Genomic DNA, 26,110 nt, shown 5'->3' with positions numbered 1-26,110 from the left:
GGCCTCAGGCGAGGCCGAGCGGTGCGATGAGGACGTCGAGTCTGCGGACGTCGAGCGAGTGCTCCATGGCCTCGCGTACCGAGGGCTTCGCGCAGAAGGCGATTCCGAGGCCCGCCGCGCGCATCATCGGCACGTCGTTCGCTCCGTCGCCGATCGCGACGGTCTCCTCGCGGGTGAGCGCGTGCTCCGCGGTCCACCGCTCGAGCGCCGCGACCTTCGCGTCCGCGGTGACGATGTCCCCGAGGACTCGGCCGGTGAGGACGCCTCCGGAGACCTCGAGGCGATTGGCGAGGTAGTGGTCGATGCCCATGCGCGCGCACAAGGGCCCGACGACCTCCTCGAATCCGCCGGAGACGACGCCGAAGAATCCGCCCGCGGCGTGGACGGCGTCGATGAGGTCCTGGACCCCCGGCGTCGGGTGGATCTTGTCGAGGACGGCGGCGAACACCGACTCCGGGACGCCCGCGAGGGTCGCGACGCGCTGGCGCAGCGACTCGGCGAAGTCGATCTCCCCGTTCATCGCGCGCGCGGTGACGGCGGCGACGAGGGCGCGGGTGCCCGCGCGCTCGGCGAGCTCCTCGATGACCTCCTCGGCGATGAGCGTCGAGTCGACGTCGGTGACGAGGAGCCGGGGCGCAGGGGTCTGGGGCGTCCTCCCGAGCGACGCGGCGGTCGGGAGGAGCGCCTCGGGTCCCGCGCTCACCGGGTGACGACCATGCCCTTGGGGACGATCGTGATGCCCGACTCCGTGACGGTGAAGCCGCGCTCGCGATCGCGCTCGTGATCGAGGCCGACGACGGCGCCCTCCTCGAGGACGACGTTCTTGTCGAGGATCGACTTCGCGACGACCGCGTGGCGCCCGATCCGGCATCCGTGCATGAGGACGGAGTCGGTGACCTGCGCCCACGAGTGGACGTAGGAGTTCGGGGACACGATCGAGTGGTAGACCTCGCCGCCGGAGATGATGACGCCGGGCGACACGAAGGAGTCGACGGCGTGCCCCATGCGGGAGTGCTCCTCGCCGTAGACGAACTTCGCCGGGGGGAGCGACCCGTCGATCATCGTCATCGTCGGCCACTCGCGGTTGTAGAGGTTGAACACCGGGTGGACGGAGATGAGGTCCATGTTCGCGTCGTAGTACGCGTCGAGCGTGCCGACGTCGCGCCAGTAGTCGCGGTCGCGGTCGGTCGAGCCCGGCACGTCGTTGTCCTGGAAGTCGTAGACGCCGCACTCCCCGCGGGCGACGAACCACGGGATGATGTTCCCGCCCATGTCGTGCTTCGAGTCGGGATCGTGCGCATCCTCGCGCAGCGCCGCGACGAGGTCCTTCGTCGTGAAGACGTAGTTGCCCATCGAGGCGAGCACCTTCGTCGGGTCGTCGGGAAGGCCCACGGGATTCGCGGGCTTCTCGAGGAACTCCTTGATGACGCCGCCCTCGGAGTCGATGACGCCGAGCGAGGGGGCGATCTCGATCGGCTGGCGGATGCCGGCGACGGTCGCGGGCAGGCCGGAGGCCTTGTGGTGCTCGACCATCGCGGAGAAGTCCATCCGGTAGATGTTGTCCGCGCCGATGATGACGATGTAGTCGGGCTGCTCGTCGTCGACGATGTTGAGCGACTGGTAGATCGCGTCCGCGCTGCCGAGGTACCAGTGCGGTCCGCGGCGCTGCTGGGCGGGGACCGGCGCGATGAAGTTGCCGAGGAGCGGCGACGTGTACCAGGTCTTCGTCACGTGCCGGTCGAGCGAGTGCGACTTGTACTGCGTGAGGACGACGATCTTGAGATAGCCGGAGTTCACGATGTTCGACAGCGCGAAGTCGATGAGACGGAAATGGCCCCCGAAGGGGACTGCGGGCTTCGCGCGGTCGTTGGTCAGCGGCATGAGTCGCTTGCCCTCTCCGCCTGCGAGGACGATTGCGAGTACGTGGTTCTTCGCCATGGCCCCAAGAGTAGGGGCGGCGCCGCTGACGCGCAGCGATATCCCACAGCGTGGCGCCGATCACATTTGCGGGTGCACGTTTTCCCGGCCATCCCATCCGACCTGCCGTGACTCCCGTCACGACGCGATAGTCTTGTCCGGATCGATCCGTCCTCCTCGGAAGGCACCCTCATGCGCGTCGACCTCCTCACACGCGAATACCCGCCGCACGTCTACGGAGGGGCCGGCGTCCACGTCGCCGAGCTCGCCAAGGTCCTCCGTCCGAGGATCGAGGACCTGCGCGTCCAGGCCTTCGACGGGCCGCGCGAGCCGGGAGCCCCGGGCGGGGATCCCGGCGTCGTCGGACACCCCGAGATCGCCGAGCTCGAGGGCGCGAACGCGGCCCTGCGAACGCTCGGCGTCGACCTCGAGATGGTCTCGGCGACCGAGGGCACCGATCTCGTCCACTCGCACACGTGGTACGCGAACTTCGCCGGACATCTCTCCTCCCTCCTTCACGGGGTCCCGCACGTCATCTCCGCCCACTCCCTCGAGCCGCTGCGCCCGTGGAAGGCGGAGCAGCTCGGAGGCGGCTACCGGGTCTCCTCGTACGTCGAGAAGACCGCCTACGAGGCCGCGGCCGCGATCGTCGCCGTCTCGCGCGGCATGCGCGAGGACATCCTCCGCTGCTACCCGGCCGTCGATCCCGATCGCGTCCGCGTCATCCACAACGGCATCGACCTCGCGAAGTGGCGCGCGCCCGAGACGCCGGAGGAGAAGGAGCTCCAGGCCCGGGTCCTCGCCGACCACGGCATCGACCCCGAGCGGCGGACCGTCGTCTTCGTCGGGCGCATCACCCGCCAGAAGGGCCTCCCGCACTTCCTGCGCGCCGCGCGCCTCCTGCCCGACGACGTCCAGATCGTCCTGTGCGCGGGCGCCCCTGACACGCCCGAGATCGCGGCCGAGGTCGACGGCCTCGTCGCCGAGCTCGCCGCGTCCCGTTCGGGAGTCGTCCTCATCACCGAGATGCTCCCGCAGCCGCAGGTCGCCGCGATCCTCGACGCGGCCGACGTCTTCATCACCCCCTCGGTCTACGAGCCCCTCGGGATCGTCAACCTCGAGGCGATGGCGCTCGGACTGCCCGTCGTCGGCACCGCGACCGGAGGCATCCCCGACGTCATCGTCGACGGGGAGACCGGTTACCTCGTCCCCATCGAGCAGATGACCGACGGGACCGGCACGCCGCTCGACCCCGAGCGGTTCGAGCACGACATGGCCGAGCGCCTCATCGCCGTCCTCGACGACGCCGATCTCGCGCGGCGCATGGGAGCCGCGGGACTCGCCCGGGCGCGCGATTCGTTCTCCTGGGACGCGATCGGCGAGAAGACCGCCGCCCTCTACCGCGAGCTGGTCTGACGCCCGGGACGGAGGCGGCGCACGCGGGTAGGGTAGGGGCCATGACCTCCGTCCTCGCGCTCGAGCGCGCCTCCTTCGTCCGCACCGGCACCGCGATCCTCGACTCCGTCGACTGGAGGACGGAGCCGGGCGAGCACTGGACGATCCTCGGCCCCAACGGAGCGGGGAAGACGACGCTCGTCCGCGCGGCCTCCGGGCGCATCCCCCTCACTGAGGGCGCGGCGTCCCTCGACGGGGAGAACGTCCGCGGGATCGCCCCGGCCGAGCTCGCCACCCGCGTCGCCCTCGTCTCGAAGTCGCAGGCCCACTCGATCCGCGGCGGGCAGCTCGCGAAGGACCTCGTGCGCACGGCCGCCTGGGGCGTCGCCGTCCGCCGCTCGGAGGCCTACGAGGCCGAGGACGAGGCGCGCTGCGCCGACCTCCTCGCCGCCTTCGGCATCGCCCACCTCGCCGATCGGGAGTTCCGCACGCTCTCCGAGGGCGAGGCCCAGCGCGTCCTCCTCGCCCGCTCCCTCATGGCCGACCCGGAGGTCCTCGTCCTCGACGAGCCGACCGCGGGACTCGACCTCGGCGCCCGCGAGCTCCTCGTCGGCGCGCTCGAGGAGATCATGAGCGGGGCGCGCGCCCCGCAGGTCGTCCTCGTCACCCACCAGCTCGAGGAGATCCCCGCGGGGATCACGCACGCGGCCGTCATGGCCCGCGGACGGATCATCGCCTCCGGACCCATCGACGAGGTCCTCACCGGCGTCACCCTCTCGACCGCCTACGAGCTCCCCCTCACCGCCGGCCGCGACGCGGGCCGCTGGTGGGCGCGCGGGCTCGGCCGCTGAACGGGGGAGCGATGGGGCACGCGCTCTGGTGGCTCGCCGCGGCCGTGATCCTCGGGATCATCGAGATCGGCACGGTCGACTTCGTCTTCCTCATGCTCGCGCTTGGCGCGCTCGGGGCCTCCGCCGCGAGCCTCCTCGGGGCGGGCCTCACGCTCGAGGTCGCGACCTTCGCGATTGTCTCCGTCGTCCTCCTCGTCGTCGGGCGCCCGTGGATCAAGGCGCGTCTCGCGCAGTCGACGCCGAACATCACGACGAACGTCAACGCCCTCGTCGGCGAGACCGCCCTCGTCCTCGAGACGACGACCGCGCGCGACGGGCGCGTCCGCCTCCTCGGGGAGGTCTGGTCGGCCCGCACCGACGGCCCCGATCTCGCGCCCGGGACGCGTGTGCGCGTCCTCGCCATCGACGGGGCGACCGCCCTCGTCGCCCTCGACCCCGACGCCCCGCCGATCACGGCCACAAACGGAAGGTGAAACCGTGGAATCCTCGATCCTGACCATCGGACCCGGACTGCTCGTCCTCGTCCTCCTCGTCGTCCTCGTCGCGCTCGCCCTCGGGCGCGCGATCCAGATCGTTCCCCAGCCGCGCGCGCTCGTCGTCGAGCGCCTCGGCAAGTTCCACACGGTGATGTACGGCGGCTTCCACGTCCTCGTGCCCTTCATCGACCGGATCGCCGCGCGCGTCGACCTGCGCGAGCAGGTGACGAGCTTCCCGCCGCAGCCCGTCATCACCGCCGACAACGTCGTCGTCTCCATCGACTCGGTGATCTACTACCAGGTCACCGACCCCATGCACGCGACCTACGAGATCGCGAACTTCATCCAGGCGATCGAACAGCTCACCGTCACGACCCTGCGCAACGTCATCGGCTCGCTCGACCTCGAGCAGACGCTGACGAGCCGCGACTCGATCAACACACAGCTGCGCGGCGTCCTCGACGAGGCGACCGGCCGCTGGGGCATCCGCGTCAACCGCGTCGAGCTCAAGGCGATCGACCCGCCGCCCTCGATCCAGCAGGCGATGGAGCAGCAGCTGCGCGCCGAGCGCGACAAGCGCGCCGCGATCCTCACCGCCGAGGGCGTCCGCCAGTCCCAGATCCTCCAGGCCGAGGGCGAGAAGCAGTCGGCGATCCTGCGGGCCGAGGGTCAGGCGCAGGCCGCGATCACCCGCGCGAAGGGCGAGGCCGAGGCGATCGCGACGGTCTTCTCCTCGATCCATGAGGGCGATCCGACGCCCGACCTCCTCAGCTACCAGTACCTCCAGATGCTCCCCGAGATCGCCAAGGGCGACTCCTCGAAGGTCTGGGTCGTTCCGACCGAGCTCACCGCCGCTCTCGACTCGATCGCCAAGGGCTTCGGGGGCGCGAAGGAGAAGTGATGGATCAGCAGCAGGAGAAGGTCCTCCGCGAGGTCGCCCAGCGCGACATCCGCTTCATCCGCCTGTGGTTCACCGATGTCGCCGGCGTCCTCAAGTCGGTCGCCATCGACCCGGGCGAGCTCGAGGACGCGTTCAGCGAGGGCATCGGCTTCGACGGCTCCGCGATCGAGGGGCTCACGCGCGTCCACGAGTCCGACATGCTCCTGCGCCCCGACGCCTCGACCTTCCAGATGCTCCCGTGGCGCGGCAGCGCCGACCCGGTCGCGCGGATGTTCTGCGACGTCCACACGCCCGACGGGCAGCAGGCGCGCTCGGATCCGCGCGCCGTCCTCGAGCGGGTCGTCGAGCGCGCGCGGGGCCTCGGCTTCACCGTCATGGTCCACCCGGAGATCGAGTTCTACCTCCTGCGCCCTCCGGTCACGGTCGACCGCATGGTCCCCGTCGACAACGCCGGCTACTTCGATCACGTCGCGCGCGGCGACTCGAACGACTTCCGGCGGCGGGCCGTCCGCATGCTCGAGGACATGGGGATCCCCGTCGAGTTCTCGCACCACGAGGGCGGACCGGGCCAGAACGAGATCGATCTGCGGGCCGTCGACGCGGTCGCCGCGGCCGACAACATCATGACCGCGCGCACCGTCATCGAGGAGGTCGCGCTGCGCGAGGACCTCGTCGCAACCTTCATGCCGAAGCCCTTCATCGATCATCCGGGTTCGGGCATGCACACCCACCTCTCGCTCTTCGAGGGCGAGGAGAACGCCTTCTACGACCCCTCGGGGGAGTACCAGCTCTCGCAGACGGGGCGCTGCTTCATCGCGGGACTGCTCGCCCACGCGCGCGAGATCACCGCAGTGACGAACCAGTACGTCAACTCCTACAAGCGCCTGTGGGGCGGGGGAGAGGCCCCGTCGTTCGTCTGCTGGGGCCACAACAACCGCTCCGCGCTCATCCGCGTCCCCGTGTACAAGCCGGAGAAGCGGAGGGCGGCGCGCATCGAGTATCGCGCCCTCGATCCGGCCGCGAACCCCTACCTCGCGCTCGCCGTCCTCATCGCCGCGGGCCTCGACGGCATCGAGAAGCGCCTCGAGCTCATGCCCGAGGCCGAGGACAACGTGTGGGACCTCACGGATCGCGAGCGGCAGGTCCTCGGCATCCACGCCCTGCCCACTTCGCTGTCGACCGCGGTGAAGCTCATGCGCGAGTCCGACCTCGTTGCCGCCGCGCTCGGCGAGGAGGTCTTCGACTACGTCGTGAGGAACAAGGACAAGGAGTGGCGCGAGTACCGCCGCCAGATCACTCCCCAGGAGATCCGTCAGTTCCTCAAGGTCTACTGATGGAGGCGCGCCCGAAGGACCTGCGGGGGTCCGGATTCCTCGATCCGACCCGCGCGGCGTCCTTCCTCGCGCCGCTTCCCGGCGACCTCGACGTCTGGCTTCCCGTCCTCGCGGCCTGCGCGGATCCCGACCTCGCCGTCCTCCAGGCGGTCCGTCTCCACGAGGCCGACCCGTCCGCGCTCGAGGGGATCGTCGCCGAGGGCGGTGACCGGCTCCGGCGCCTCGTCGCCGTGCTCGGCGGCTCCGCCTGGTGGGGCGATCACCTCGTCGCCGATCCGGCGCGCTGCCGGGGGATCTGGGAGGAGCCGGGGACCCCGCGGGCCGAGCTCCTCGGCGCCGTCGGCGCCGACCCCGCCTCGCCGACGCCGATCGCCGCCCCCGGGACGAGCGGCGACGACCTGCGCCGCGCCTACCGGCGCGTCCTCCTCGACGTCGTCGCCGACGACCTCACGAGCCCGGACCCGGTCGCCCACATGCCCGAGGTCGGCGCGCGCATGTCCGACCTCGCCGACGCCTCCCTCGAGGCGGCACTCGCCCTCGCGAGGCGCGACGTCGACCCGGGCAACCGCGCGCGCCTCGCGATCATCGCGATGGGGAAGACGGGGGCGCGGGAGCTCAACTACATCTCCGACGTCGACGTCGTCTACGTCGTCGAGCCCGCCGACGGCGTCGAGGAGCGGGTCGCCGTCGAGCTCGGCGCGCGGCTCGCCGCGCTCGCCGCGCAGGCCTGTTCGGGCGCGGGCGCGGAGCAGCCGCTGTGGACGGTCGACGCGAATCTTCGGCCCGAGGGGCGCAACGGCGTCCTCGTCCGCACCCTCGACTCCTTCGTCCAGTACTGGCGCAAATGGGCGCAGACCTGGGAGTTCCAGGCGCTCCTCAAGGCGCGGCCGGCCGCGGGCGACGCCGAGCTCGGAGAGCGCTTCCGAGCGGCCGCCAAGGAGTTCGTGTGGTCCGCGGCCGGGCGCGAAGGCTTCGTCGAGAACGCCCGGGCGATGCGCCAGCGCGTCGAGGAGACGATCCCGCGCAGCCAGGCCGACCGGGAGATCAAGCTCGGACGCGGGGGGCTGCGCGACGTCGAGTTCACCGTCCAGCTCCTCCAGCTCGTCCACGGGCGCACCGACGAGTCCCTCCACGTCCTTTCGACGGTCGACGCCCTGCGCGCGCTCGCCGCCGGCGGCTACGTCGCCCGCACCGACGCCGCCGAGCTCGAATCGCGCTACTGCTTCCTCCGGGCCGTCGAGCACCGCGCCCAGCTGACGCGGATGCGCCGCACGCACCTCGTCCCGACCTCGCCGGCGGAGCTGCGCGTCATGGGGCGGGCGATCGACCCCGTGGGCCTCGGAACCGCCGAGGACTTCTCGCGCGAGCTCGAGCGCGTACGCTCGCGGGTGCGCGCCCTCCACGAGGAGGTCTTCTACCGGCCGATCATCCAGGCGACGGCGGGCCTGTCCGCCGACGAGGCCGCCCTCGACGAGGCGGGCGCCCGCGCGCGCCTGGCGGCGATCGGATACGTCGATCCCAACGGCGCCCTCGCCCACATCGCGGCACTCACCCGCGGGACGAGCCGACGCGCGAAGATCCAGCGGCACCTCCTCCCGGTCTTCATCTCCTGGCTCGCCGACGGCGCCGACCCCGACCTCGGGCTCCTCAACTTCCGGGCGCTCTCCGAGCAGATCGGCGACTCGCACTGGTATCTCGCGCTCCTCCGCGACTCCGGCGTCGCGGCCTCGAGGCTCATGCGCATGCTCCCGAACTCGCGCTGGATCGCCGAGGCCCTCTCCAACCGCCCCGAGGCGATCGCCTGGCTCGACTCCGATGCCGACCTCGCCGCCCGCGACCCCGGAGCGCTCGGCGCCGAGGCCGCCTCCCTCATCGGACGCCACGCCGACTCGGCCGACGCGGCGCTGCGCGTGCGCGCGGTCCGGTCCCGCGAGCTCCTGCGCGCTGGCATGTCCGACCTCCTTGAGGGCGTCGCCCCCGTGCGCGCCGCGATCGCCGACGCGACCGACGCCGCGCTCGTCGGGGCGCTCGCGATCGCCGAACGGGAGGACGCGGCCGCCCACGGGGGAGCGCGCGCCGAAGTGGTCCTCGTCGCGATGGGCCGCTACGGCGGACGGGAGTCCTCCTACGCCTCGGACGCCGACGTCATCGCCTGCCATCGGCCGGCGGGCGGCGCGAGCGACGCGCAGGCCGCGGAATCGGCGACCGCGATCGTTAACCGGGTGAAGGCCCTCCTCGGCTCGACGACGACGCAGATGAGCGTCGGCGTCGATCTCGACCTGCGCCCCGAGGGGCGCTCCGGTTCGATGACGAGGACCGTCGAATCCTTCGCCGAGTACTACGCGAAGTGGGGGTCGACCTGGGAGCGTCAGGCCCTCCTGCGCGCGCGTCCGGTCGCCGGCCCCGAGGACCTGCGCCGCAACATCGCGGCCGTGCTCGACGCGGTCCGCTGGTCCGGGCCGCTCGCGCCCGAGGAGCTGCGCGACATCCGGCTTCTCAAGGCGCGCATGGAGACCGAGCGCCTTCCGCGCGGCGCCGAGCCCGCCCGGCACGTCAAGCTCGGGCCGGGGGGACTCACCGACGTCGAATGGGTCGTGCAGCTCCTCCAGCTCCGCCACGGCTCCGAGGACCCCTCCCTGCGCTCGCCGTCGACCGTCGAGGCGCTCGAGGCCCTGCGCGTCGCGGGGATCCTCTCGCCCGAGGACGCCGCGACTCTCCTCGAGGCCTGGTCCCTCGCCTCCCGGATCCGCGCGGGCAACGTTCTTGCGAGCGGGCGGATGTCGGGGGCGAAGCTCGATACGGTTCCGCGCGACGCGCGCGAGCTCCATCCCCTCGCGCGGGCCCTCGGATATCGGGCCGGGCGGGAGGCCGACCTCGAGGAGGACTGGATGCGCGCGGCCAGGCGCTCGCGCCAGGTGATGGACAGGATCTTCTGGGAATGACGGCGAAGGAGCAAAGGTGAGACTCGTCCTCGTGAGGCACGGGCAGACGTACGCGAACAGAGCGCGGGCGCTCGACACGAGCAGACCGGGCCTGCCGCTCACCGCGGAGGGCCTCGAACAGGCCGAGGGGCTCGCCGGGCGCTGGGAGTCCGAGATCGGGGCGCCCCCGCTCGTCGTCGCCGTCTCCCCGCTCCTGCGGACCCGCCAGACCGCGGCGCCCCTGTGCGCGAAGTACCGGATCTCCCCGCTCATCCGACCGGGAGTGAGGGAGCTGCGCTCCGGGGACGTCGAGATGAACGCCGACCTCGTCTCCGACTCGATCTACGTCGAGGGGACGGGAGCCTGGGCGCACGCGCACTACGGTGCGCGCATGGGCGGGGGAGAGACCGGGGCCGAGGTCCTCGCCAGGGCCCTGCCCGTCGTCGCCGAGGTCGGCGCGCGCACCCGCGCGCTCGATCCGTCCGGCGTCGGCGCGATCATCGCCCACGGCGCGGTCATCCGGCTCCTCGCGACGGCGCTCGCGAAGAACCTCGACGGCGCCCTCGTCATGGCGCACTTCATGGGGAACACAGGCACCGTCGACCTCGAGTGGCCCGATCGGATCCCCGCCGACCCCGCCGCCCTCCTCGGCGCCCTGCGCGCGAGAACGTGGAACTCCCGCCCGGTGGACGAGTGGGAGTAGCGCACTTCTAATCTGCGCCCGCCCCGCCCTCGTCGATCCTCGTGCCGCCGTCGAGCGGGGCGATCGCGAAGGGGAAGCCGCGGTAGCGCATGTAATCGGAGAGGAAGCCGCGGTGCGCCTCGCAGGCGAGCCACGTCTTCTCGTCCGCCCACGGGATCTTCGGATTCGACCACGTGATCCGCAGAGTCGCCGGCTCCTCGCACCCGCGCGCGGCGCAGATCCCGTCCTCGGGCCCCCTCGACAGCGCCATGTCGGCCCCCTTCCTCCTCGCGGCACTGTAGTGTGCGCCCATGGCACCGCGCATCCTCGTCCTCGTCCGCCACGCCGACGCCTCGCACTCCGCGATGCGCGACGAGGACCGACCGCTCACGGGAGTCGGACGGGTGCGCGCCCGCGAGCTCGGCGCGCTGCTCGCCGCCAGGATCGGGGCCGCCGATCTCGCCCTCGTCTCGCCCGCGACGCGCGCCGCGCAGAGCGCCGACGGCATCGCCGAGAACCTCGAGATCGCGCGGACCGCGCCCGAGCGCTCCCTCTACACGAGCGGGGCAGGCGAGCTCCTCGCCATCGCCTCCGCGCTCGAGGGGACAGTCGTCCTCGTCGGCCACGAGCCGACGATCTCCGAAGCCGGATGGCTCCTCGGGGACGACGACGCGCGCGAGGACCTGCGCCGCGGCGTGCCCACCGCCACCGCCCTCGTCGTCGAGATCCCCGCGGGGACGATCGGGCTCGAGGGGGCGCGCCTCCCCGTCGAGCGGATCACCGCGCCCCGCCGCCCCTGATCCGNGTGCTTGGTGGTCGCCCACTTGGAGTGTCCCGACATCAGTGCTCCCTCTTGGGGTGGATTGAATACCCGGCCATTCTAGCGGGAGGGGCCGCGCCGTCACTGTGTCCCACGCGCCAGATTCCCGTTCCCGGCGGCGCGGCCCCTCCCGCTAGAATGGCCGGGTATTCAATCCACCCCAAGAGGGAGCACTGATGTCGGGACACTCCAAGTGGGCGACCACCAAGCACAAGAAGGCCGCGATCGACGCCAAGCGCGGCAAGCTCTTCGCGCGCCTCATCAAGAACATCGAGGTCGCGGCCCGCACGGGCGGCGGCGATCCCGCTGGCAACCCGACCCTCTTCGACGCGATCCAGAAGGCGAAGAAGAACTCCGTCCCCGCCGATAACATCACCCGCGCCGTCAAGCGCGGCTCCGGCGCCGAGGCCGGCGGCGCGAACTACGAGACGATCATGTACGAGGGCTACGGCCCGAACGGCGTCGCCTTCCTCGTCGAGTGCCTCACCGACAACCGCAACCGCGCCGCCTCCGACGTGCGCCTCGGCTTCACCCGCCACGGCGGCTCGCTCGCCGACCCCGGTTCGGTCTCCTACCTCTTCTCGCGCCGCGGGATCATCGAGGTCCCCGAGGCCGATGGCGTCGACGAGGACTCGATCACCGAGGCCGTCCTCGAGGCCGGCGCCGAGGAGGTCGAGGACGCGGGCGGCCTCTTCGTCATCGAGTCCGACCCCTCCGACCTCATCGAGGTCCGCAAGGCCCTCCAGGCCGCGGGCATCGACTACGACTCCGCCGAGGTCCAGTTCGTCGCCTCCACGGAGGTCGAGCTCGACCTCGAGGGCGCCCTCAAGGTCCAGAAGCTCATCGACGCCCTCGAGGACTCCGACGACGTCCAGAACATCTACAACAACATGACGGTGTCGGACGAGGTCCGCGCCCAGCTCGAAGAGGAGGAGTGACGATGGCCGAGTCGACCCGGGAGGTCGGGACTCCGCAGGTCAAGCGGGGCATGGCCCAGATGCTCAAGGGCGGCGTCATCATGGACGTCGTCACCCCCGACCAGGCGAAGATCGCCGAGGACGCGGGCGCCGTCGCCGTCATGGCGCTCGAGCGCGTCCCCGCGGACATCCGCGCGCAGGGCGGCGTCGCCCGCATGTCCGACCCCGACCTCATCGAGGGCATCATCGACGCCGTGTCGATCCCCGTCATGGCGAAGGCCCGCATCGGCCACTTCGTCGAGGCGCAGGTCCTCCAGTCCCTCGGCGTCGACTACATCGACGAGTCCGAGGTCCTCACCCCGGCCGACTACTCGCACCACATCGACAAGTGGGGCTTCACGGTCCCCTTCGTCTGCGGCGCGACGAACCTCGGCGAGGCGCTCCGTCGCATCAACGAGGGCGCGGCCATGATCCGCTCGAAGGGAGAGGCCGGGACCGGCGACGTCTCGAACGCGACGACGCACATGCGCAAGATCCGCGATGAGATCCGCCACCTCACGAGCCTCCCCGAGGACGAGCTCTACGTGGCAGCGAAGGAACTCGGCGCTCCCTACGAACTCGTCGCCGAGGTCGCTCGCGAGGGCCGCCTCCCCGTCGTCCTCTTCACCGCGGGCGGCATCGCCACCCCGGCCGATGCGGCGATGATGATGCAGCTCGGCGCCGAGGGCGTCTTCGTCGGCTCCGGCATCTTCAAGTCCGGCGACCCCGCCAAGCGCGCCGCCGCCATCGTCAAGGCGACGACCTTCTACGACGACCCGAAGGTCATCGCCGAGGTCTCGCGCGGACTCGGCGAGGCCATGGTCGGCATCAACGTCGACGATCTCCCGGTGGACCACCGCCTCGCGGAGCGCGGATGGTGACGATCGGCGTTCTCGCCCTGCAGGGCGACGTCGCGGAGCACGTGCGGGCGCTGGAGGAATCCGGCGCCCGCGCGCTTCCCGTGCGCCGCCTCGCCGAGCTCGACTCGGTCGACGGTCTCGTCATCCCCGGCGGGGAGTCGACGACGATGTCCCACCTCCTCCTCGCCTTCGGGCTCTTCGAGCCCCTGTGCGAGCGGATCGCGGCGGGCCTGCCCGTGTGGGGGACGTGCGCGGGAATGATCATGCTCGCCTCGACCGTTCTCGACGGCCGCGACGACCAGCGGAGCTTCTCCGCTCTCGACATGGTCGTGCGGCGCAACGCCTTCGGCCGTCAGGTCGACTCCTACGAGGAGGACCTCGAGGTCGCGGGACTCGACGAGCCGTTCCACGCGGTGTTCATCCGCGCCCCCTGGGTCGAGTCGGTCGGGGCGGACGTCGAGGTGCTCGCCCGCGCGGGCAACGCGCCCGACGGACCGATCGTCGCCGTGCGCTCGGGGAGCGTCCTCGCGACGAGCTTCCACCCCGAGGTCGGCGGGGACTCCCGCCTCCACCGCCTCTTCGTCTGGATGGTCGAGCGCGCCTGAATCATGAGGGTGATGGGCATCGATCCGGGCATCACGCGGTGCGGGCTCGGCGTCGTCGACGTCGACGCCTCGCGCCGCGCGCGCCTCGTCCACGTGTCCGTCGCCCGCTCCGACAAGGACCTTGCGACCCACTTTCGCCTGCGGACGATCGCCGACGCGATCGACGAGTCGATCCGTCTCTTCTCCCCCGAGGTCGTCGCGATCGAGCGCGTGTTCGCCCAGGACAACCTCCAGTCGGTGACGACGACGATGCAGGTGATGGGCGCGGCGATGACCTGCGTCGGGCGGGCCGGCCTTCCGATGGCCGTCCACACTCCGTCGGAGGTGAAGACGGCCGTCACGGGCAACGGCCGCGCCGGCAAGGCGCAGGTGCAGTCGATGGTCGCCCGGATCCTCGGGCTGCCCGAGGTCCCCAAGCCCGCCGACGCCGCCGACGCCCTCGCGATCGCGATCTGCCACGCGTGGCGCGGCACCGGCCTGCTCGGCGCCGGCGACGACTCCCAGGTCACCGTCTCGCTCTCGGGCCGTCTCACCTCGAAGGGCTCGATGACCCCGGCGCAGCGGGCATGGGCCGAGGCGCAGGCCGCGCAACGCCGGACCGGAGCCGTCGACCCGCGCCTCCGCCGGGGCTAGGATCGTACAGGTGTTCGCCTCCACGAGATCTCAAGGGAGTCCCACGTGATCGATCTGCTCACCGGACGAGTCGCCTCGACGGGCCTCGACTCCGTCGTCCTCGTCGTCTCCGGAGTCGGATTCCGCGTCCGCGTCGCCCCCGCCCTCGCGGGTTCGCTCGCCGTCGGCGAGGAGACGACGATCCACACCTCCCTCGTCGTGCGCGAGGACTCCCTCTCGCTCATCGGCTTCGCGACCGCCGACGAGCGCGATGTCTTCACCGTCCTCCAGACGGTCTCCGGCATCGGTCCGCGCATCGCCCTCGCGGCTCTCGCCGTCCTCGGCCCCGACGACCTGCGACGCGCCGTCCGCGACCAGGATCTCGCCGCGCTCCAGCGGATCCCCGGCGTCGGCAAGAAGTCCGCGCAGCGGATGGCCCTCGAGATCGGCGACAAGCTCGGACAGCCCGCCTCCCTCGACCCGATCGCGCCGGCGGCCCCCGCGGGCGCCGTCGAGACCGAGGTCGCCACCGCCCTCGTCTCCCTCGGCTGGTCGCAGGCCCAGGCGGACGGCGCCGTCGCGGCCCTCGGCGGCCAGGGGCTCGGCGCCTCCGATCTCCTGCGCGCCGCCCTCGTGAAGCTCGGCGGCGCCCGTGGCTGAGGGGATCGACTACACGCCCGAACCGGCGCGCATCGTCGCGCCCGACGCCGGAGAGCTCGAGCGCGCCGCCGAAGCGGCGCTGCGCCCGAAGCGGCTCTCCGAATTCGTCGGCCAGCAGGTCGTCCGCAATCAGCTCCAGCTCGTCCTCGACGCCGCGCGCGGCAGGGGAGTCCCTCCCGATCACGTCCTCCTCGCGGGGCCCCCGGGACTGGGGAAGACGACGCTCGCGATGATCATCGCCGCCGAGATGGGGACCTCCTTGCGCCTCACCTCCGGCCCCGCGATCCAGCACGCCGGCGACCTCGCCGCGATCCTCTCCGGCCTCCAGGAGGGCGACATCCTCTTCATCGACGAGATCCACCGCCTCGCGCGCACCGCGGAGGAGATGCTCTACCTCGCGATGGAGGACTTCCGCGTCGACGTCGTCGTCGGAAAGGGCCCGGGCGCCACCTCGATCCCGCTCACCCTCCCGCCGTTCACGGTCGTCGGCGCGACGACCCGCTCCGGACTCCTCCCCGCGCCGCTGCGCGATCGCTTCGGCTTCACCGCCCACCTCGAGTTCTACGAGACGCGCGAGCTCGAGTCCGTCGTCACCCGATCGGCCGATCTCCTCGGCGCGCCGCTCGACGCGACCGCCGCCCACGAGATCGCCTCGCGCTCGCGCGGCACGCCCCGCATCGCCAACCGACTCCTCCGACGAGTCGTCGATTACGCGCAGGTGAGGGGCAGCGGGCGCCTCGACCTCGACGCCGCGCGCGGGGCGCTCGAGCTCTTCGAGGTCGACCGCTCCGGCCTCGACCGCCTCGACCGCGCCGTGCTCGAAGCGGTGTGCAGGCGCTTCGCCGGCGGGCCCGTCGGCCTCACGACCCTCGCCGTCACCGTCGGCGAGGAAGCGGAGACCGTCGAGACCGTCGCGGAGCCCTACCTCGTCCGCGAGGGCTTCCTCGTGCGGACGAACCGGGGGAGGGCCGCGACGGCGAAGGCGTGGGCCCATCTCGGTCTCACGCCGCCCGGCGAGACCGCGCTCTTCGGGTGACGCGCGGCGCCGTCTTCGCCCTCGCGCGGCGCGGGCATTAGACTGACCCGGGCGCGCCCGCGCCCCGAACGACGAAAGAGGCCATTCGTGCAAGCCTTCCTCAGCCAGTACTCGATGTACATCCTCCTCGGAGCCGCGCTCATCGCGATGATGTGGTTCTCCAACCGCTCGCGTCAGAAGCAGGTCGAGAAGCAGGCGGAGCGCGAGAAGGAACTCGCCGCGAACCTCGTTCCGGGCGCCTGGGTCCGCACCGCCGTCGGCTTCTGGGGCCGCTTCGTCGACGAGGACGGGGACGTCGTCGTCCTCGAGACCGCCGACGGCACCGAGATGTACTGGGATCGTCAGATGATCCGCGAGGCCGGCGTCCAGCCCCCCTTCGCGGCCGACGAGGCCGAGGAGGTCCCCGAGACCGCCGCCGAGGAGCCCGTCCTCGGACTCGACCAGCCCGAATCGGGCGCCCCCGAAGAGAAGAACTGAAGCCCGGCCCCCGGGATCTGGAGTACCACCGTGTCAACTCGTAAGCGCCGACCCGTGCGCTCGCTCGTCACGCTCATCGTCGCGGTCCTCGCGGCCGTGACGGCGCTCGTCATCGGCAACCTCACCAGGGGGGCGTCCTACGTCCCCGCCCTCGCGCTCGACCTCCAGGGCGGGACGCAGCTCATCCTCACGCCGACCTCCACCGAATCCGGCGATCGTCAGATCACCGAGGAGGACATCACCCAGGCGATCTCGATCATCCGCAACCGCATCGACGCCTCGGGCGTCGCCGAGTCGGAGATCACGTCGATGGGCTCGGACAACATCGTCGTCTCGATCCCGGGCGCGCCCTCTCAGGAGCAGCTCGACCTCATCCGCTCCTCCTCGCAGATGAACTTCCGCCCGGTGCTGAAGATCGGACTCGCGTCGACGACGAAGGCGGTGAGCTCGTCCGCCCAGGCCTCGACCTCCGGCGATGCCGCCCAGTCCTCCGAGACCGCGCAGTCGAGCGCGGACTCCTCGCAGTCCGCCGACGCGGCCCAGTCGACGCAGACCGTGTCGACCGCCGTCGACGACGCGACGGCGAAGCAGCTCGCTGACACGAACGGCGACGGCACGATCTCCGACCAGCCGGCCTCGACCCCCGAGAACGCGTCCGACCTCGCGTGGATGACCGAGCAGGCGCTCTACGACTTCTACACGCTCGACTGCACGGCGCCCGACGCGGCCTCGCGCCAGGAGGGCGCCGCCGACAAGCCCTACGCCGCGTGCGACGACAAGGGCACCCTCAAGTACATCCTCGGACCCGTCACGGTCGCCGGCGCGAACCTCGATTCGGCGAACGCCGGGCAGGTGACGAACTCGACCGGTCAGGCGACCGGCCAATGGGGCGTCGACCTCCAGTTCGACTCCACGGGCACGAAGGCCTTCGCGGACTCCTCGAAGATCCTCTACTCCTTCCACGACGCGGACTCCCAGGGCTCGAAGTTCTTCGACACCCCGGACCGCAACCACTTCGCCGTCGTCCTCGACGGAACCGTCATCACCGCGCCCTCGATGAACGCCGTGATCTCCAACGGCCAGGCGCAGATCACCGGCAGCTTCACGGCGAAGTCCGCGACGGCGCTCGCCAACCAGCTGAACTTCGGCTCCCTCCCGCTGAACTTCGAGGTCCAGTCCGAGCAGCGGATCTCCGCGACCCTCGGCTCCGACCACCTCCAGAAGGGCCTGTGGGCGGGCGCCATCGGCTTCCTCCTCGTCATCCTCTACCTCATCTGGCAGTACCGCGGCCTCGCGATCATCTCCGCGGGCTCGCTGTTCGTCGCGGCGGGGCTCACCTACCTGACGATCGCGATCCTCTCGTGGGCGATCGGCTACAGGCTCTCCCTCGCGGGCGTCGCCGGCCTCATCATGGCGGTCGGCGTCACTGCGGACTCCTTCATCGTCTATTTCGAGCGGGTGAGGGACGAGGTCCGCGACGGCCGTCCGCTCAAGGCCGCCGTCGACGAGGGCTGGGACCGCGCGAAGCGCACGATCCTCGTCTCCGACGCCGTCAACATCGTCGCGGCGGTCGTCCTCTACCTCCTCGCCGTCGGCGGCGTCCAGGGCTTCGCCTTCACGCTCGGCGTCACCACCGTCATCGACCTCGTCGTGATCTTCCTCTTCACGCACCCGATGATGGAGCTCCTCATCCGCACGCGCTTCTTCGGCGAGGGCCACCGCCTCTCCGGCCTCGATCCGGAGCACCTCGGCGCGAAGAACGCGCTCGTCTACGCCGGCCGCGGCCGCGTCGTGCTCCCGAAGCAGGGGAGGCCCGGCGACGCCGCGACCCCGGTCCCGGAGCGCATCGATGAGCTCGAGGGCGAGTCGATGTCGATCGCGCAGCGCCGGCGCGCCGCGCGCCTCGCCGCCAAGGCCGAGGCCGAGAGGGCCTCCGAGGACGCCGAACGAGTCGAGGCGGGCGAGACCGCCGTCGACGAGGTCGCCGCCGAGCAGGAAGGGGACGCCCGATGATGTCCTTCGCCCAGTGGGGCAACGCCCTGTACTCCGGGGACAAGTCGTACCCGGTCGTCCCCAAGCGCAAGATCTTCGTGGGACTCGCCGCCGGAGTCATCGTCGTCGGACTCCTCCTCGCGCTCCTCATCGGAGTCAACCGCTCGATCGAGTTCACCGGCGGCGCCCAGTTCGACGTCGCCAAGGTGTCCGATCAGTCCGAGCAGAAGGCCTCCGACATCGTCACCGGCACGGGGATCGTGCAGACCGCGAAGGTGACGAAGCTCGGAACGGACTCCGTCCGCATCCAGACCGAGTCCGTCGACTCCGCGCAGGCCGCGACCATCCGCGACGCGCTCGCCACGGCCTATGGGGTCGGCGCGACCGACGTCCAGTCGTCGACGATCGGCCCGTCCTGGGGCGCGAGCGTCACGACGAAGGCCGCGCAGTCACTCGTCATCTTCATGGTCCTCGTCGCCGTCCTCATGACCGTCTACTTCCGGTCGTGGACGATGGCGGCCGCCGCCCTCCTCGCCCTGCTCCACGACATCGCCGTCACCCTCGGCGTCTTCGTCATCACGCAGGTGGAGGTCTCCCCGGCGACCGTTATCGGCTTCCTCACGATCCTCGGCTACTCGCTCTACGACACGGTTGTCGTCTTCGACAAGGTCCGCGAGCTCACCCGGGACGTCTACGATCAGAAGCGCTACACCTTCGCCGAGTACGTCAACCTCGCGGTCAACCAGACGATGGTGCGTTCGATCAACACCTCGGTCGTCGCGCTCCTCCCGGTCGGATCGATCCTCATCATCGGGTCGCTCCTCCTGGGCACGGGCACGCTCACCGACATTTCGCTCGCGCTCTTCGTCGGCATGATCGCCGGCACGTACTCGTCGATCTTCATCGCCTCCCCGCTCCTCGTCATGCTGCAGGAGAGGATGAAGCGGACGCGCGAGCACAACGAGCTCGTCGCCAAGGACCGCGCCGCGCGCGCCGGCTCCGACGCCCCCGCCGGGGCGCCGGTGAAGGTCGCCCCGGTGGTCCCCGGGCGCAGGCTCTCCAATACCCAGCAGCCGAAGAGGAAGAAGACGCGCTGATGAGCGGCGAACTCGGTACCCACGTGGGCGAACTCGTGGAGCAGAACCTCGGACTCGTCCCGGACTTCCCGGAGCCCGGCGTCCTCTTCCGCGATATCACGCCCCTCATCGCGAACGGCCCGGTCTTCAAGGAGCTCGTCGAGATCCTCGCGAAGCGGTACGCCGGTCGGATCGACGCCGTCGCCGGCCTCGAGTCGCGCGGCTTCATCCTCGGCGCGCCCCTCGCGACCGAGCTCGGCATCGGAATGCTCACCATCCGCAAGGCGGGCAAGCTCCCCGGGCACGTCATCGGCGTCGACTACGCCCTCGAGTACGGGACGGCGCGCATGGAGATCCGCCCTGAGTCCGTGCGCCCCGGGTCGCGGGTCGTCGTCGTCGACGACGTCCTCGCGACGGGCGGCACCGCCGCCGCGTCGGTCGAGCTCCTGCGGCGCTGCGGCGCCGAGGTCGAGACGGTCGCCGTCCTCCTCGAGCTCGAGGCATTCACCGGCCGCGCCGTCCTCGAGGCGAAGGGGGTCGCGACCGAATCGGCGCTCCTCGTCTGAACGGACCGGATGTGTCTGCCAGGTCACACGCGACTATCATGGGAGCATGACCGACCAGACCGCCCCCAAGGGTTCGAAACCGCCCGCGGCCGGATCTCTCGTGAGATCCGGCCTCGTGTGGTTCGGAGCGCGTTCGCGCCCGACGATCCCCGAGATCGAACCGCTCGTGCGCGCGCTGCGCGCGAACCATCCGAAGGCCGACGTCTCCGTCATCGAGCGCGCCTACCGGACGGCCGAGCTCCATCACCGCGGTCAGGTGCGCAAGTCGGGCGAGCCCTACATCACCCACCCGGTGGCGGTCGCGACGATCCTCGCGGAGATGGGCATGACGACGCCGACCCTCGTCGCCGCGCTCCTCCACGACACCGTCGAGGACACCGACTACACCGTCGATCAGCTCCGCGCCGACTACGGGGAGGCGATCGCCGCCCTCGTCGACGGCGTGACGAAGCTCGACAAGGTGCGCTACGGGGCCGCCGCGCAGTCGGAGACGCTGCGCAAGATGCTCGTCGCGATGAGCCGCGATATTCGCGTCCTCCTCATCAAGCTCGCCGACCGCCTCCACAACGCGCGGACGTGGCGCTTCGTCCCCTCGGAGTCGGCGAAGTCGAAGGCGCGCGAGACCCTCGAGATCTACGCGCCGCTCGCGCACCGCCTCGGCATGAACATGGTGAAGTGGGAGCTCGAGGAGCTCTCCTTCAAGACCCTCTACCCGGAGATCTACGACGAGATCGATCGCCTCGTCGCCGAGCGGGCTCCGCAGCGCGACGTGTACCTCCGCGATGTCATCGGTCAGATCGAGGAGGACCTGCGCCGCTCCGGCACGAAGGGCACGGTGAGCGGGCGGCCGAAGAACCACTACTCGATCTATCAGAAGATGATCGTCCGCGGGAAGGCGTTCGACGAGATCTTCGACCTCGTCGCGGTGCGCGTCCTCGTCGAGTCGGTGAAGGACTGCTACGCGGTCCTCGGCTCTCTGCACGGCCGGTGGAATCCGATTCCCGGCCGCTTCAAGGACTACATCGCGATGCCGAAGTTCAACCTCTACCAGTCGCTCCACACGACGGTGGTGGGACCCGGCGGCAAGCCGGTCGAGATCCAGATCCGGACCTACGACATGCACGAGCGCGCCGAGCACGGCGTCGCCGCGCACTGGAAGTACAAGCAGAACCCCAACGCGACCGGCCCGGACGCCGACATGATGAGCGGCGACGAGCAGGCGAACTGGCTGCGCGCCCTCGTCGAGATGGAGCGCGAGACGGGCGACCCCGAGGAGTTCCTCGACTCGCTGCGCTACGAGATCGCCGGCGACGAGGTCTACGTCTTCACGCCGAAGGGCGAGGTCGTCGTCCTCCCGGCGAACGCGACCCCCGTCGACTTCGCCTACGCCGTCCACACGGAGGTCGGTCACCGCACGGTCGGCGCGAAGGTCAACGGTCGCCTCGTCTCGCTCGACACGCGACTGGAGTCCGGCGAGACCGTCGAGGTCGTCACCTCGAAGTCCGATAAGGCGGGGCCGTCGAGGGACTGGCTCGCCTTCGTCGCCTCTCCGCGCGCTCGCTCGAAGATCAAGGCGTGGTTCTCGAAGGAGCGCCGCGAGGAAGCGATCGAGGACGGCAAGGAGGCGCTCGCGAAGGCGATGCGCAAGCAGAACCTCCCGCTTCAGCGCCTCATGAGCCACGAGTCGATCCTCTCGGTCGCGACCTCTCTCGGCTACCTCGACGTGTCCAGCCTCTACGCGGCGGTGGGGGAGAACCAGGTCTCCGCGCAGAACGTCGTCTCCAAGCTCGTCGAGAACCTCGGCGGCGGCGACGGCACGGAGGAGACGCTCTCCGAGGCGGTGACCCCGGGCGGCGGTCGAGTGGTCCGCCCCCAGGCGTCGTCCGATTCGGGGATCACGGTCGCGGGCATGGACGCGAAGGACATCTGGGTGAAGCTCGCGAAGTGCTGCACGCCGGTGCCCGGGGACGAGGTCGTCGGCTTCATCACGCGCGGCCAGGGCGTCTCCGTCCACCTCGCGTCCTGCCACAACGCGGTGCGCCTCAAGGAGCTCCAGCCCGAGCGCTTCGTCGACGTCGCGTGGGCCGAGGGCGTGTCGGGTCACGTGTTCCGCGTCCAGATCCAGGTGCGGGCGCTCGACCGGTCCGGGCTCCTCTCGGATCTCACGCGGGTGATGAGCGACTACCGGGTGAACATCCTCTCCGCCTCCTCGAACACGTCGAACGACCAGGTGTCGACGGCGCGCTTCTCCTTCGAGATGGCGGACATGGGGCATCTCAACGCCGTGCTCCAGGCGCTGCGCCGGGTCGACGGGGTCTTCGAGGCCGTCCGGCTCTCCGGTCAGAGGGCCGCGAAGTAGGCGATCCTCCGGGGAATGTGACATCGCGAACTCGAGGGGCGGTCCTCGTTCGGCGAAGTCCGCGCGGGGCCGTAGACTGGGAGAGGTGCGCCACATCGGCGCGCCGAGCGCCACTGAGCGTGGAGCCTCTTCCATGCACGGGTGCCCCGCACCCTCGTCCCCGTAAAGGAATACCGTGACCACGACGCCCGAATCGCAGGCCAGCACCCCCGTTCCCGAGTCCGCCGACGCTCCCGCGAGCGAGCCCCAGGCGCCGACCTCGAGCGGCGTCGCCCTCGTCCACGAGTTCGGACGGATCGACGAGTCCGGCACCGTCTACGTCCTCGACGGCGACGTCAAGCGCGAGATCGGCGGTTACCCCGAGGGCGTTCCCGAGGAGCCCTTCGCCCTCTACGAGCGCCGCTACGCCGACCTCGAGGCGACGATCAGGCTCTTCGAGGATCGCCTTGCGACGCTCTCCCCGAAGGACATCGACACGACCCTCGCGACCCTCGTCGAGGCCGTCGAGGCGCCCTCGGCGATCGGCGACCTCCCCGCCCTGCGGACCCGGGTCGAGGCCGTGAAGGAGCGCGCCGCCGAGCGCAAGGAGCAGGCGAAGGCGGAGCGCAAGGCGGCCCGCGAGGAGGCCCTCGCCGCGCGCACGCGCGTCGTCGAGGCCGCCGAGGAGATCGTCGCCCAGGCGCCCGAGCGCACGCACTGGAAGAACTCCGGCCAGGCGCTGCGCGACCTCCTCGAGGAGTGGAAGACCCTCCAGCGCAAGGGCCCGCGCCTCGACAAGACGACGGAGGACGAGCTGTGGAAGCGCTTCTCGAGCGCCCGCACCCAGTTCGACCGCCATCGCCGCCAGTACTTCTCCGCCCTCGATCAGGCGCAGTCCGACGCGAAGCGCGTGAAGGAGGCCCTCATCGCCGAGGCCGAGGCCCTCCAGACCTCGACCGACTGGGGCGCGACCTCCGGCGCCTACCGCGAGCTCATGAACCGGTGGAAGGCCGCGCCGCGCGCCTCGCGCAAGGAGGACGACGCCCTCTGGGCGCGCTTCCGCGCCGCGCAGCAGGTCTTCTTCGACGCCCGCCGTGCGAAGGATGAGGCGACCGACTCCGAGTACCGCGAGAACCTCGTCGCGAAGGAGGCGCTCGTCGCCGAGGCCGAGAAGATCCTTCCGATCGGAGACCTCGAGGCCGCGAAAACCGCCCTGCGCTCCGTTCAGGACCGCTGGGACGAGATCGGCCGCGTCCCCTCCGCCGACCTCCACCGCATCGACGGGCGCCTGCGCGCCGTCGAGCAGGCGATCCGCGACGCCGAGGAGAAGGAGTGGCGCCGCACGAACCCCGAGACGCGCGCCCGCGCCCAGGGGATGCTCGGCCAGCTCGAGTCCCAGATCGAGGGCCTCGAGGCCGACCTCGCCGAGGCGGAGAAGCGGGGCGACGCCGTGAAGGCCCGCTCGCTCGCCGACGCCCTCGAGACGAAGCGGACCTGGTTCGAGCAGATCCGCTCGTCGATGGAGTGACATGAGGCTCCACGTCCTCCCCTCTCCCTACTACGCGGCGAACTGCGTCGTCCTCGTCCCGCAGGGGTCCGCCTCCGCCCTCGTCGTCGATCCCTCGGTGGGGATCCTCGCGGCGATCCGCGCGGTCCTCGACGCCGAGGGCGTCGGCGTGGGCGCCGTCCTCGCGACCCACGGCCATCCCGACCACGTGTGGGACTGCGCCGAAGTGGCGTCCTGGGCGGGGGAGGCACCGGCTCCCGTGTGGATCCCCGGCCCCGACCGTTACCGGATGGACGATCCGCTCGCCCACATCCTCATGCCCCCGCCCCTTGAGGTCGGCCCGTGGAGGAACCCCGCGGATCTGCGGGACTTCCCCGCCGGATCGGTCGAGCTCGTCGACGGGCTGCGGATGAAGATGGTTCCCGCCCCGGGGCACACCGAGGGCTCGGCGGTCTTCCTCGGGCACTGCGACGTTGAGGCGGTCGCCGAGGGCGAGGTCCTCTACTCCTCCGAGACCCCGGTGCCGTGGGCCCTGTCGGGCGATGTGATCTTCGCGGGCTCGGTCGGGCGCACGGACCTTCCGGGCGGCGACGAGACGCAGATGCGGCACTCGCTGCGCACGCTCGGCAACGCCCTCGATCCGGCGACGCTCCTCGTGCCCGGCCACGGCCCGATGACGACCCTTGAGCGCGAGCTCGCGTCGAACCCCTACCTCGCGAGGGCGATGCGCCTCGGCTGAGGCCCGGAATCGCCGCCGATGCGCGTGTCGTGGAACAATGCGTCCATGGCACGCGCATCTCTTTCCGGATTCCCCGAATGGCTCCCCGAGGGCCGCATCATCGAGCAGTACGTTCTCGACCGCATCCGCGAGACCTTTGAGCTTCACGGATTCTCCGGGATCGAGACGCGCGCCGTCGAGACGCTCGAGCAGCTCGAGGCGAAGGGGGAGACCTCGAAGGAGGTCTACGTCCTCGACCGCCTCCAGGCGATGAAGGAGGAGGGCGAGGGCCGCCGCTCCTCGAAGGAGCGCCGCATGGGCCTCCACTTCGACCTCACGGTCCCCTTCGCCCGCTACGTCGTCGAGAACGCGAACGAGCTCGACTTCCCCTTCAAGCGCTATCAGATCCAGAAGGTGTGGCGCGGGGAGCGTCCGCAGGAGGGGCGCTTCCGCGAGTTCATGCAGGCCGATGTCGACGTCGTCGGCAACGGAGAGCTCCCCTTCCATTACGAGGTCGACCTTCCCCTCGTCATGGCCGAGGCCCTCGCCGGCCTGCCCATCCCGCCCGTCCACGTCCTCGTCAACAACCGCAAGGTCGTCCAGGGCGTCTGCGAGTCGCTCGGCGTCGACGACGTCGAGGCGGCCCTCCGCGGCCTCGACAAGCTCGACAAGATCGGTCCCGAGGGCGTGGCCGCCGAGCTCGCCGAGTCGGGGATCGCGGGCGAGCAGGCCGCGTCCCTCCTCGAAATGGCGTCGATCCGTTCGGCCGATCCGGCCGAGATCCGCACCCGCGTTGGCGCCCTCGGAGTCTCCGGGGAGCTCCTCGAGACGGGACTGGACGAGCTGTGCGCACTCCTCGCGGAGGCCGAGCGCCGCCGGCCGGGCGCCGTTATCGCGGACCTCAAGATCGCGCGCGGCCTCGACTACTACACGGGGTCGGTCTACGAATCGGTCGTCGAGGGGCACGAGGACCTCGGCTCGATCTGCTCGGGCGGCCGCTACGACTCCCTCGCGAAGGACGGGAAGCGCGTCTACCCGGGCGTCGGCCTCTCGATCGGCGTCTCGCGCCTCGTCTCGCGCATGATCTCCCTCCCGATGGTCCGCGCGACCCGCAAGGTCCCGGCGGCCGTCGTCGTCGCCGTCGTCGACGAGGCCGACCGCGCCCGCTCGGAGGACATCGCCGCGATTCTTCGCTCGCGCGGGATCGCGACCGAGGTCGCCCCGACGGCGGCGAAGTTCGGCAAGCAGATCAAGTTCGCCGACAAGCGCGGGATCCCCTTCGTCTGGTTCCCGGGCGCGGAGGCCGACACCGTGAAGGACATCCGCTCGGGCGAGCAGGTCGAGGCGGACGCTGGCTCGTGGGAGCCGCCGGCCGAGGATCTGAGGCCCCGGGTCGTGGCGGTCGACTGA

At 71.0% G+C, this 26,110-nt stretch carries 25 protein-coding genes; 22 read left to right on the top strand and 3 right to left on the bottom strand.

Features of this window, described 5'->3' with window-relative positions; all coding sequences use genetic code 11:
- Nucleotides 1–4: 4 nt before the first annotated feature.
- Both serB and DY157_RS04420 read right to left on the bottom strand, forming a co-directional pair.
- Nucleotides 5–703, bottom strand: a complete 699-nt coding sequence (serB, locus tag DY157_RS04425) for a phosphoserine phosphatase SerB (RefSeq protein WP_115727405.1) — start codon at nt 701–703, stop codon at nt 5–7.
- Entirely contained in the window at nt 700–1,938 is a 1,239-nt protein-coding gene (locus DY157_RS04420; protein WP_115727404.1) for a glucose-1-phosphate adenylyltransferase, read from the bottom strand. The genes serB and DY157_RS04420 overlap by 4 nt, the downstream gene beginning before the upstream one ends.
- Nucleotides 1,939–2,109: 171 nt before the next feature.
- On the opposite strand from DY157_RS04420, the gene glgA reads away from it, so the two are divergent.
- From glgA to DY157_RS04385, 7 genes are read left to right on the top strand one after another with little or no spacing between them, the layout of a single operon-like run.
- Entirely contained in the window at nt 2,110–3,333 is a 1,224-nt protein-coding gene (glgA, locus tag DY157_RS04415; RefSeq protein WP_115727403.1) for a glycogen synthase, read from the top strand.
- Nucleotides 3,334–3,374: 41 nt separating this feature from the next.
- Nucleotides 3,375–4,163: an ABC transporter ATP-binding protein gene (locus DY157_RS04410; RefSeq protein ID WP_115727402.1), complete on the top strand. Its 789-nt coding sequence runs from the start codon at nt 3,375–3,377 to the stop codon at nt 4,161–4,163.
- Nucleotides 4,164–4,174: 11 nt separating this feature from the next.
- Nucleotides 4,175–4,636, top strand: a complete 462-nt coding sequence (locus DY157_RS04405; RefSeq protein ID WP_115727401.1) for an NfeD family protein — start codon at nt 4,175–4,177, stop codon at nt 4,634–4,636.
- Nucleotides 4,637–4,640: 4 nt separating this feature from the next.
- Nucleotides 4,641–5,540 carry an SPFH domain-containing protein gene (locus tag DY157_RS04400; protein WP_235827067.1) on the top strand — a complete coding sequence of 300 codons (900 nt, stop codon included), beginning with the start codon at nt 4,641–4,643 and terminating at the stop codon, nt 5,538–5,540.
- Entirely contained in the window at nt 5,540–6,874 is a 1,335-nt protein-coding gene (locus DY157_RS04395) for a glutamine synthetase family protein (RefSeq protein ID WP_115727400.1), read from the top strand. The genes DY157_RS04400 and DY157_RS04395 overlap by 1 nt, the downstream gene beginning before the upstream one ends.
- The gene (locus tag DY157_RS04390; protein WP_115727399.1) at nt 6,874–9,816 is read left to right on the top strand and encodes a bifunctional [glutamine synthetase] adenylyltransferase/[glutamine synthetase]-adenylyl-L-tyrosine phosphorylase; all 2,943 of its coding nucleotides are present in this window, start codon (nt 6,874–6,876) and stop codon (nt 9,814–9,816) included. The genes DY157_RS04395 and DY157_RS04390 overlap by 1 nt, the downstream gene beginning before the upstream one ends.
- Nucleotides 9,817–9,832: 16 nt before the next feature.
- Nucleotides 9,833–10,498, top strand: a complete 666-nt coding sequence (locus DY157_RS04385; RefSeq protein ID WP_115727398.1) for a histidine phosphatase family protein — start codon at nt 9,833–9,835, stop codon at nt 10,496–10,498.
- Between the two features lie 7 nt (nt 10,499–10,505).
- Here DY157_RS04385 and DY157_RS04380 read toward each other — a convergent pair whose 3' ends face one another.
- Nucleotides 10,506–10,748 carry a hypothetical protein gene (locus DY157_RS04380; RefSeq protein ID WP_115727397.1) on the bottom strand — a complete coding sequence of 81 codons (243 nt, stop codon included), beginning with the start codon at nt 10,746–10,748 and terminating at the stop codon, nt 10,506–10,508.
- Between the two features lie 40 nt (nt 10,749–10,788).
- On the opposite strand from DY157_RS04380, the gene DY157_RS04375 reads away from it, so the two are divergent.
- From DY157_RS04375 to hisS, 15 genes are all read left to right on the top strand, one after another.
- Nucleotides 10,789–11,277, top strand: a complete 489-nt coding sequence (locus DY157_RS04375) for a SixA phosphatase family protein (RefSeq protein WP_115727396.1) — start codon at nt 10,789–10,791, stop codon at nt 11,275–11,277.
- A gap of 196 nt (nt 11,278–11,473) precedes the next feature.
- Complete coding sequence (locus tag DY157_RS04370; RefSeq protein ID WP_115727395.1) at nt 11,474–12,235, top strand: YebC/PmpR family DNA-binding transcriptional regulator; 762 nt, start codon at nt 11,474–11,476, stop codon at nt 12,233–12,235.
- Between the two features lie 2 nt (nt 12,236–12,237).
- Nucleotides 12,238–13,134, top strand: a complete 897-nt coding sequence (gene pdxS, locus DY157_RS04365; RefSeq protein ID WP_174232129.1) for a pyridoxal 5'-phosphate synthase lyase subunit PdxS — start codon at nt 12,238–12,240, stop codon at nt 13,132–13,134.
- Nucleotides 13,128–13,718, top strand: a complete 591-nt coding sequence (gene pdxT / locus DY157_RS04360) for a pyridoxal 5'-phosphate synthase glutaminase subunit PdxT (protein ID WP_115727393.1) — start codon at nt 13,128–13,130, stop codon at nt 13,716–13,718. The genes pdxS and pdxT overlap by 7 nt, the downstream gene beginning before the upstream one ends.
- A gap of 3 nt (nt 13,719–13,721) precedes the next feature.
- A complete protein-coding gene (gene ruvC / locus DY157_RS04355; RefSeq protein WP_115727392.1) occupies nt 13,722–14,351 on the top strand; it encodes a crossover junction endodeoxyribonuclease RuvC in 630 nt (209 codons plus the stop codon).
- Nucleotides 14,352–14,396: 45 nt separating this feature from the next.
- On the top strand, nt 14,397–14,990 hold the full coding sequence (gene ruvA, locus DY157_RS04350; protein WP_115727391.1) for a Holliday junction branch migration protein RuvA: 594 nt from the start codon (nt 14,397–14,399) through the stop codon (nt 14,988–14,990).
- Complete coding sequence (gene ruvB, locus DY157_RS04345) at nt 14,983–16,026, top strand: Holliday junction branch migration DNA helicase RuvB (protein WP_115727390.1); 1,044 nt, start codon at nt 14,983–14,985, stop codon at nt 16,024–16,026. The genes ruvA and ruvB overlap by 8 nt, the downstream gene beginning before the upstream one ends.
- An 87-nt stretch (nt 16,027–16,113) precedes the next feature.
- On the top strand, nt 16,114–16,503 hold the full coding sequence (locus DY157_RS04340; protein WP_235827066.1) for a preprotein translocase subunit YajC: 390 nt from the start codon (nt 16,114–16,116) through the stop codon (nt 16,501–16,503).
- A 30-nt stretch (nt 16,504–16,533) separates the two neighbouring features.
- On the top strand, nt 16,534–18,516 hold the full coding sequence (secD, locus tag DY157_RS04335; RefSeq protein WP_115727389.1) for a protein translocase subunit SecD: 1,983 nt from the start codon (nt 16,534–16,536) through the stop codon (nt 18,514–18,516).
- Entirely contained in the window at nt 18,513–19,592 is a 1,080-nt protein-coding gene (secF, locus tag DY157_RS04330) for a protein translocase subunit SecF (RefSeq protein ID WP_115727388.1), read from the top strand. Before secD ends, secF begins: the two co-directional genes overlap by 4 nt.
- On the top strand, nt 19,592–20,137 hold the full coding sequence (locus tag DY157_RS04325; RefSeq protein ID WP_115727387.1) for an adenine phosphoribosyltransferase: 546 nt from the start codon (nt 19,592–19,594) through the stop codon (nt 20,135–20,137). The genes secF and DY157_RS04325 overlap by 1 nt, the downstream gene beginning before the upstream one ends.
- Before the next feature lie 46 nt (nt 20,138–20,183).
- Nucleotides 20,184–22,496: a RelA/SpoT family protein gene (locus DY157_RS04320; RefSeq protein ID WP_174232128.1), complete on the top strand. Its 2,313-nt coding sequence runs from the start codon at nt 20,184–20,186 to the stop codon at nt 22,494–22,496.
- A gap of 175 nt (nt 22,497–22,671) precedes the next feature.
- Nucleotides 22,672–24,003: a DUF349 domain-containing protein gene (locus DY157_RS04315; protein WP_115727386.1), complete on the top strand. Its 1,332-nt coding sequence runs from the start codon at nt 22,672–22,674 to the stop codon at nt 24,001–24,003.
- Between the two features lies 1 nt (nt 24,004).
- On the top strand, nt 24,005–24,721 hold the full coding sequence (locus DY157_RS04310) for an MBL fold metallo-hydrolase (protein ID WP_115727385.1): 717 nt from the start codon (nt 24,005–24,007) through the stop codon (nt 24,719–24,721).
- 45 nt (nt 24,722–24,766) lie between these two features.
- The gene (gene hisS / locus DY157_RS04305) at nt 24,767–26,110 is read left to right on the top strand and encodes a histidine--tRNA ligase (RefSeq protein WP_115727384.1); all 1,344 of its coding nucleotides are present in this window, start codon (nt 24,767–24,769) and stop codon (nt 26,108–26,110) included.

The organism is Actinomyces culturomici (assembly GCF_900499005.1).
In the GTDB taxonomy this organism is placed as follows: Bacteria; Actinomycetota; Actinomycetes; order Actinomycetales; family Actinomycetaceae; genus Pauljensenia; species Pauljensenia culturomici.
The sequence above is the reverse complement of the archived record's forward strand: the minus strand, read 5'-3'. Positions and strand labels throughout refer to the sequence as shown.

Coding starts and splice junctions, on each gene's coding strand:
- DY157_RS04420 (WP_115727404.1), bottom strand. CDS start 1,938: ATGGCGAAGAACCACGTACTCGCAATCGTCCTCGCAGGCGGAGAGGGC.
- glgA (WP_115727403.1), top strand. CDS start 2,110: ATGCGCGTCGACCTCCTCACACGCGAATACCCGCCGCACGTCTACGGA.
- DY157_RS04410 (WP_115727402.1), top strand. CDS start 3,375: ATGACCTCCGTCCTCGCGCTCGAGCGCGCCTCCTTCGTCCGCACCGGC.
- DY157_RS04405 (WP_115727401.1), top strand. CDS start 4,175: ATGGGGCACGCGCTCTGGTGGCTCGCCGCGGCCGTGATCCTCGGGATC.
- DY157_RS04395 (WP_115727400.1), top strand. CDS start 5,540: ATGGATCAGCAGCAGGAGAAGGTCCTCCGCGAGGTCGCCCAGCGCGAC.
- DY157_RS04390 (WP_115727399.1), top strand. CDS start 6,874: ATGGAGGCGCGCCCGAAGGACCTGCGGGGGTCCGGATTCCTCGATCCG.
- DY157_RS04380 (WP_115727397.1), bottom strand. CDS start 10,748: ATGGCGCTGTCGAGGGGGCCCGAGGACGGGATCTGCGCCGCGCGCGGG.
- DY157_RS04375 (WP_115727396.1), top strand. CDS start 10,789: ATGGCACCGCGCATCCTCGTCCTCGTCCGCCACGCCGACGCCTCGCAC.
- DY157_RS04370 (WP_115727395.1), top strand. CDS start 11,474: ATGTCGGGACACTCCAAGTGGGCGACCACCAAGCACAAGAAGGCCGCG.
- pdxS (WP_174232129.1), top strand. CDS start 12,238: ATGGCCGAGTCGACCCGGGAGGTCGGGACTCCGCAGGTCAAGCGGGGC.
- pdxT (WP_115727393.1), top strand. CDS start 13,128: ATGGTGACGATCGGCGTTCTCGCCCTGCAGGGCGACGTCGCGGAGCAC.
- ruvC (WP_115727392.1), top strand. CDS start 13,722: ATGAGGGTGATGGGCATCGATCCGGGCATCACGCGGTGCGGGCTCGGC.
- secF (WP_115727388.1), top strand. CDS start 18,513: ATGATGTCCTTCGCCCAGTGGGGCAACGCCCTGTACTCCGGGGACAAG.
- DY157_RS04325 (WP_115727387.1), top strand. CDS start 19,592: ATGAGCGGCGAACTCGGTACCCACGTGGGCGAACTCGTGGAGCAGAAC.
- DY157_RS04320 (WP_174232128.1), top strand. CDS start 20,184: ATGACCGACCAGACCGCCCCCAAGGGTTCGAAACCGCCCGCGGCCGGA.
- DY157_RS04310 (WP_115727385.1), top strand. CDS start 24,005: ATGAGGCTCCACGTCCTCCCCTCTCCCTACTACGCGGCGAACTGCGTC.
- hisS (WP_115727384.1), top strand. CDS start 24,767: ATGGCACGCGCATCTCTTTCCGGATTCCCCGAATGGCTCCCCGAGGGC.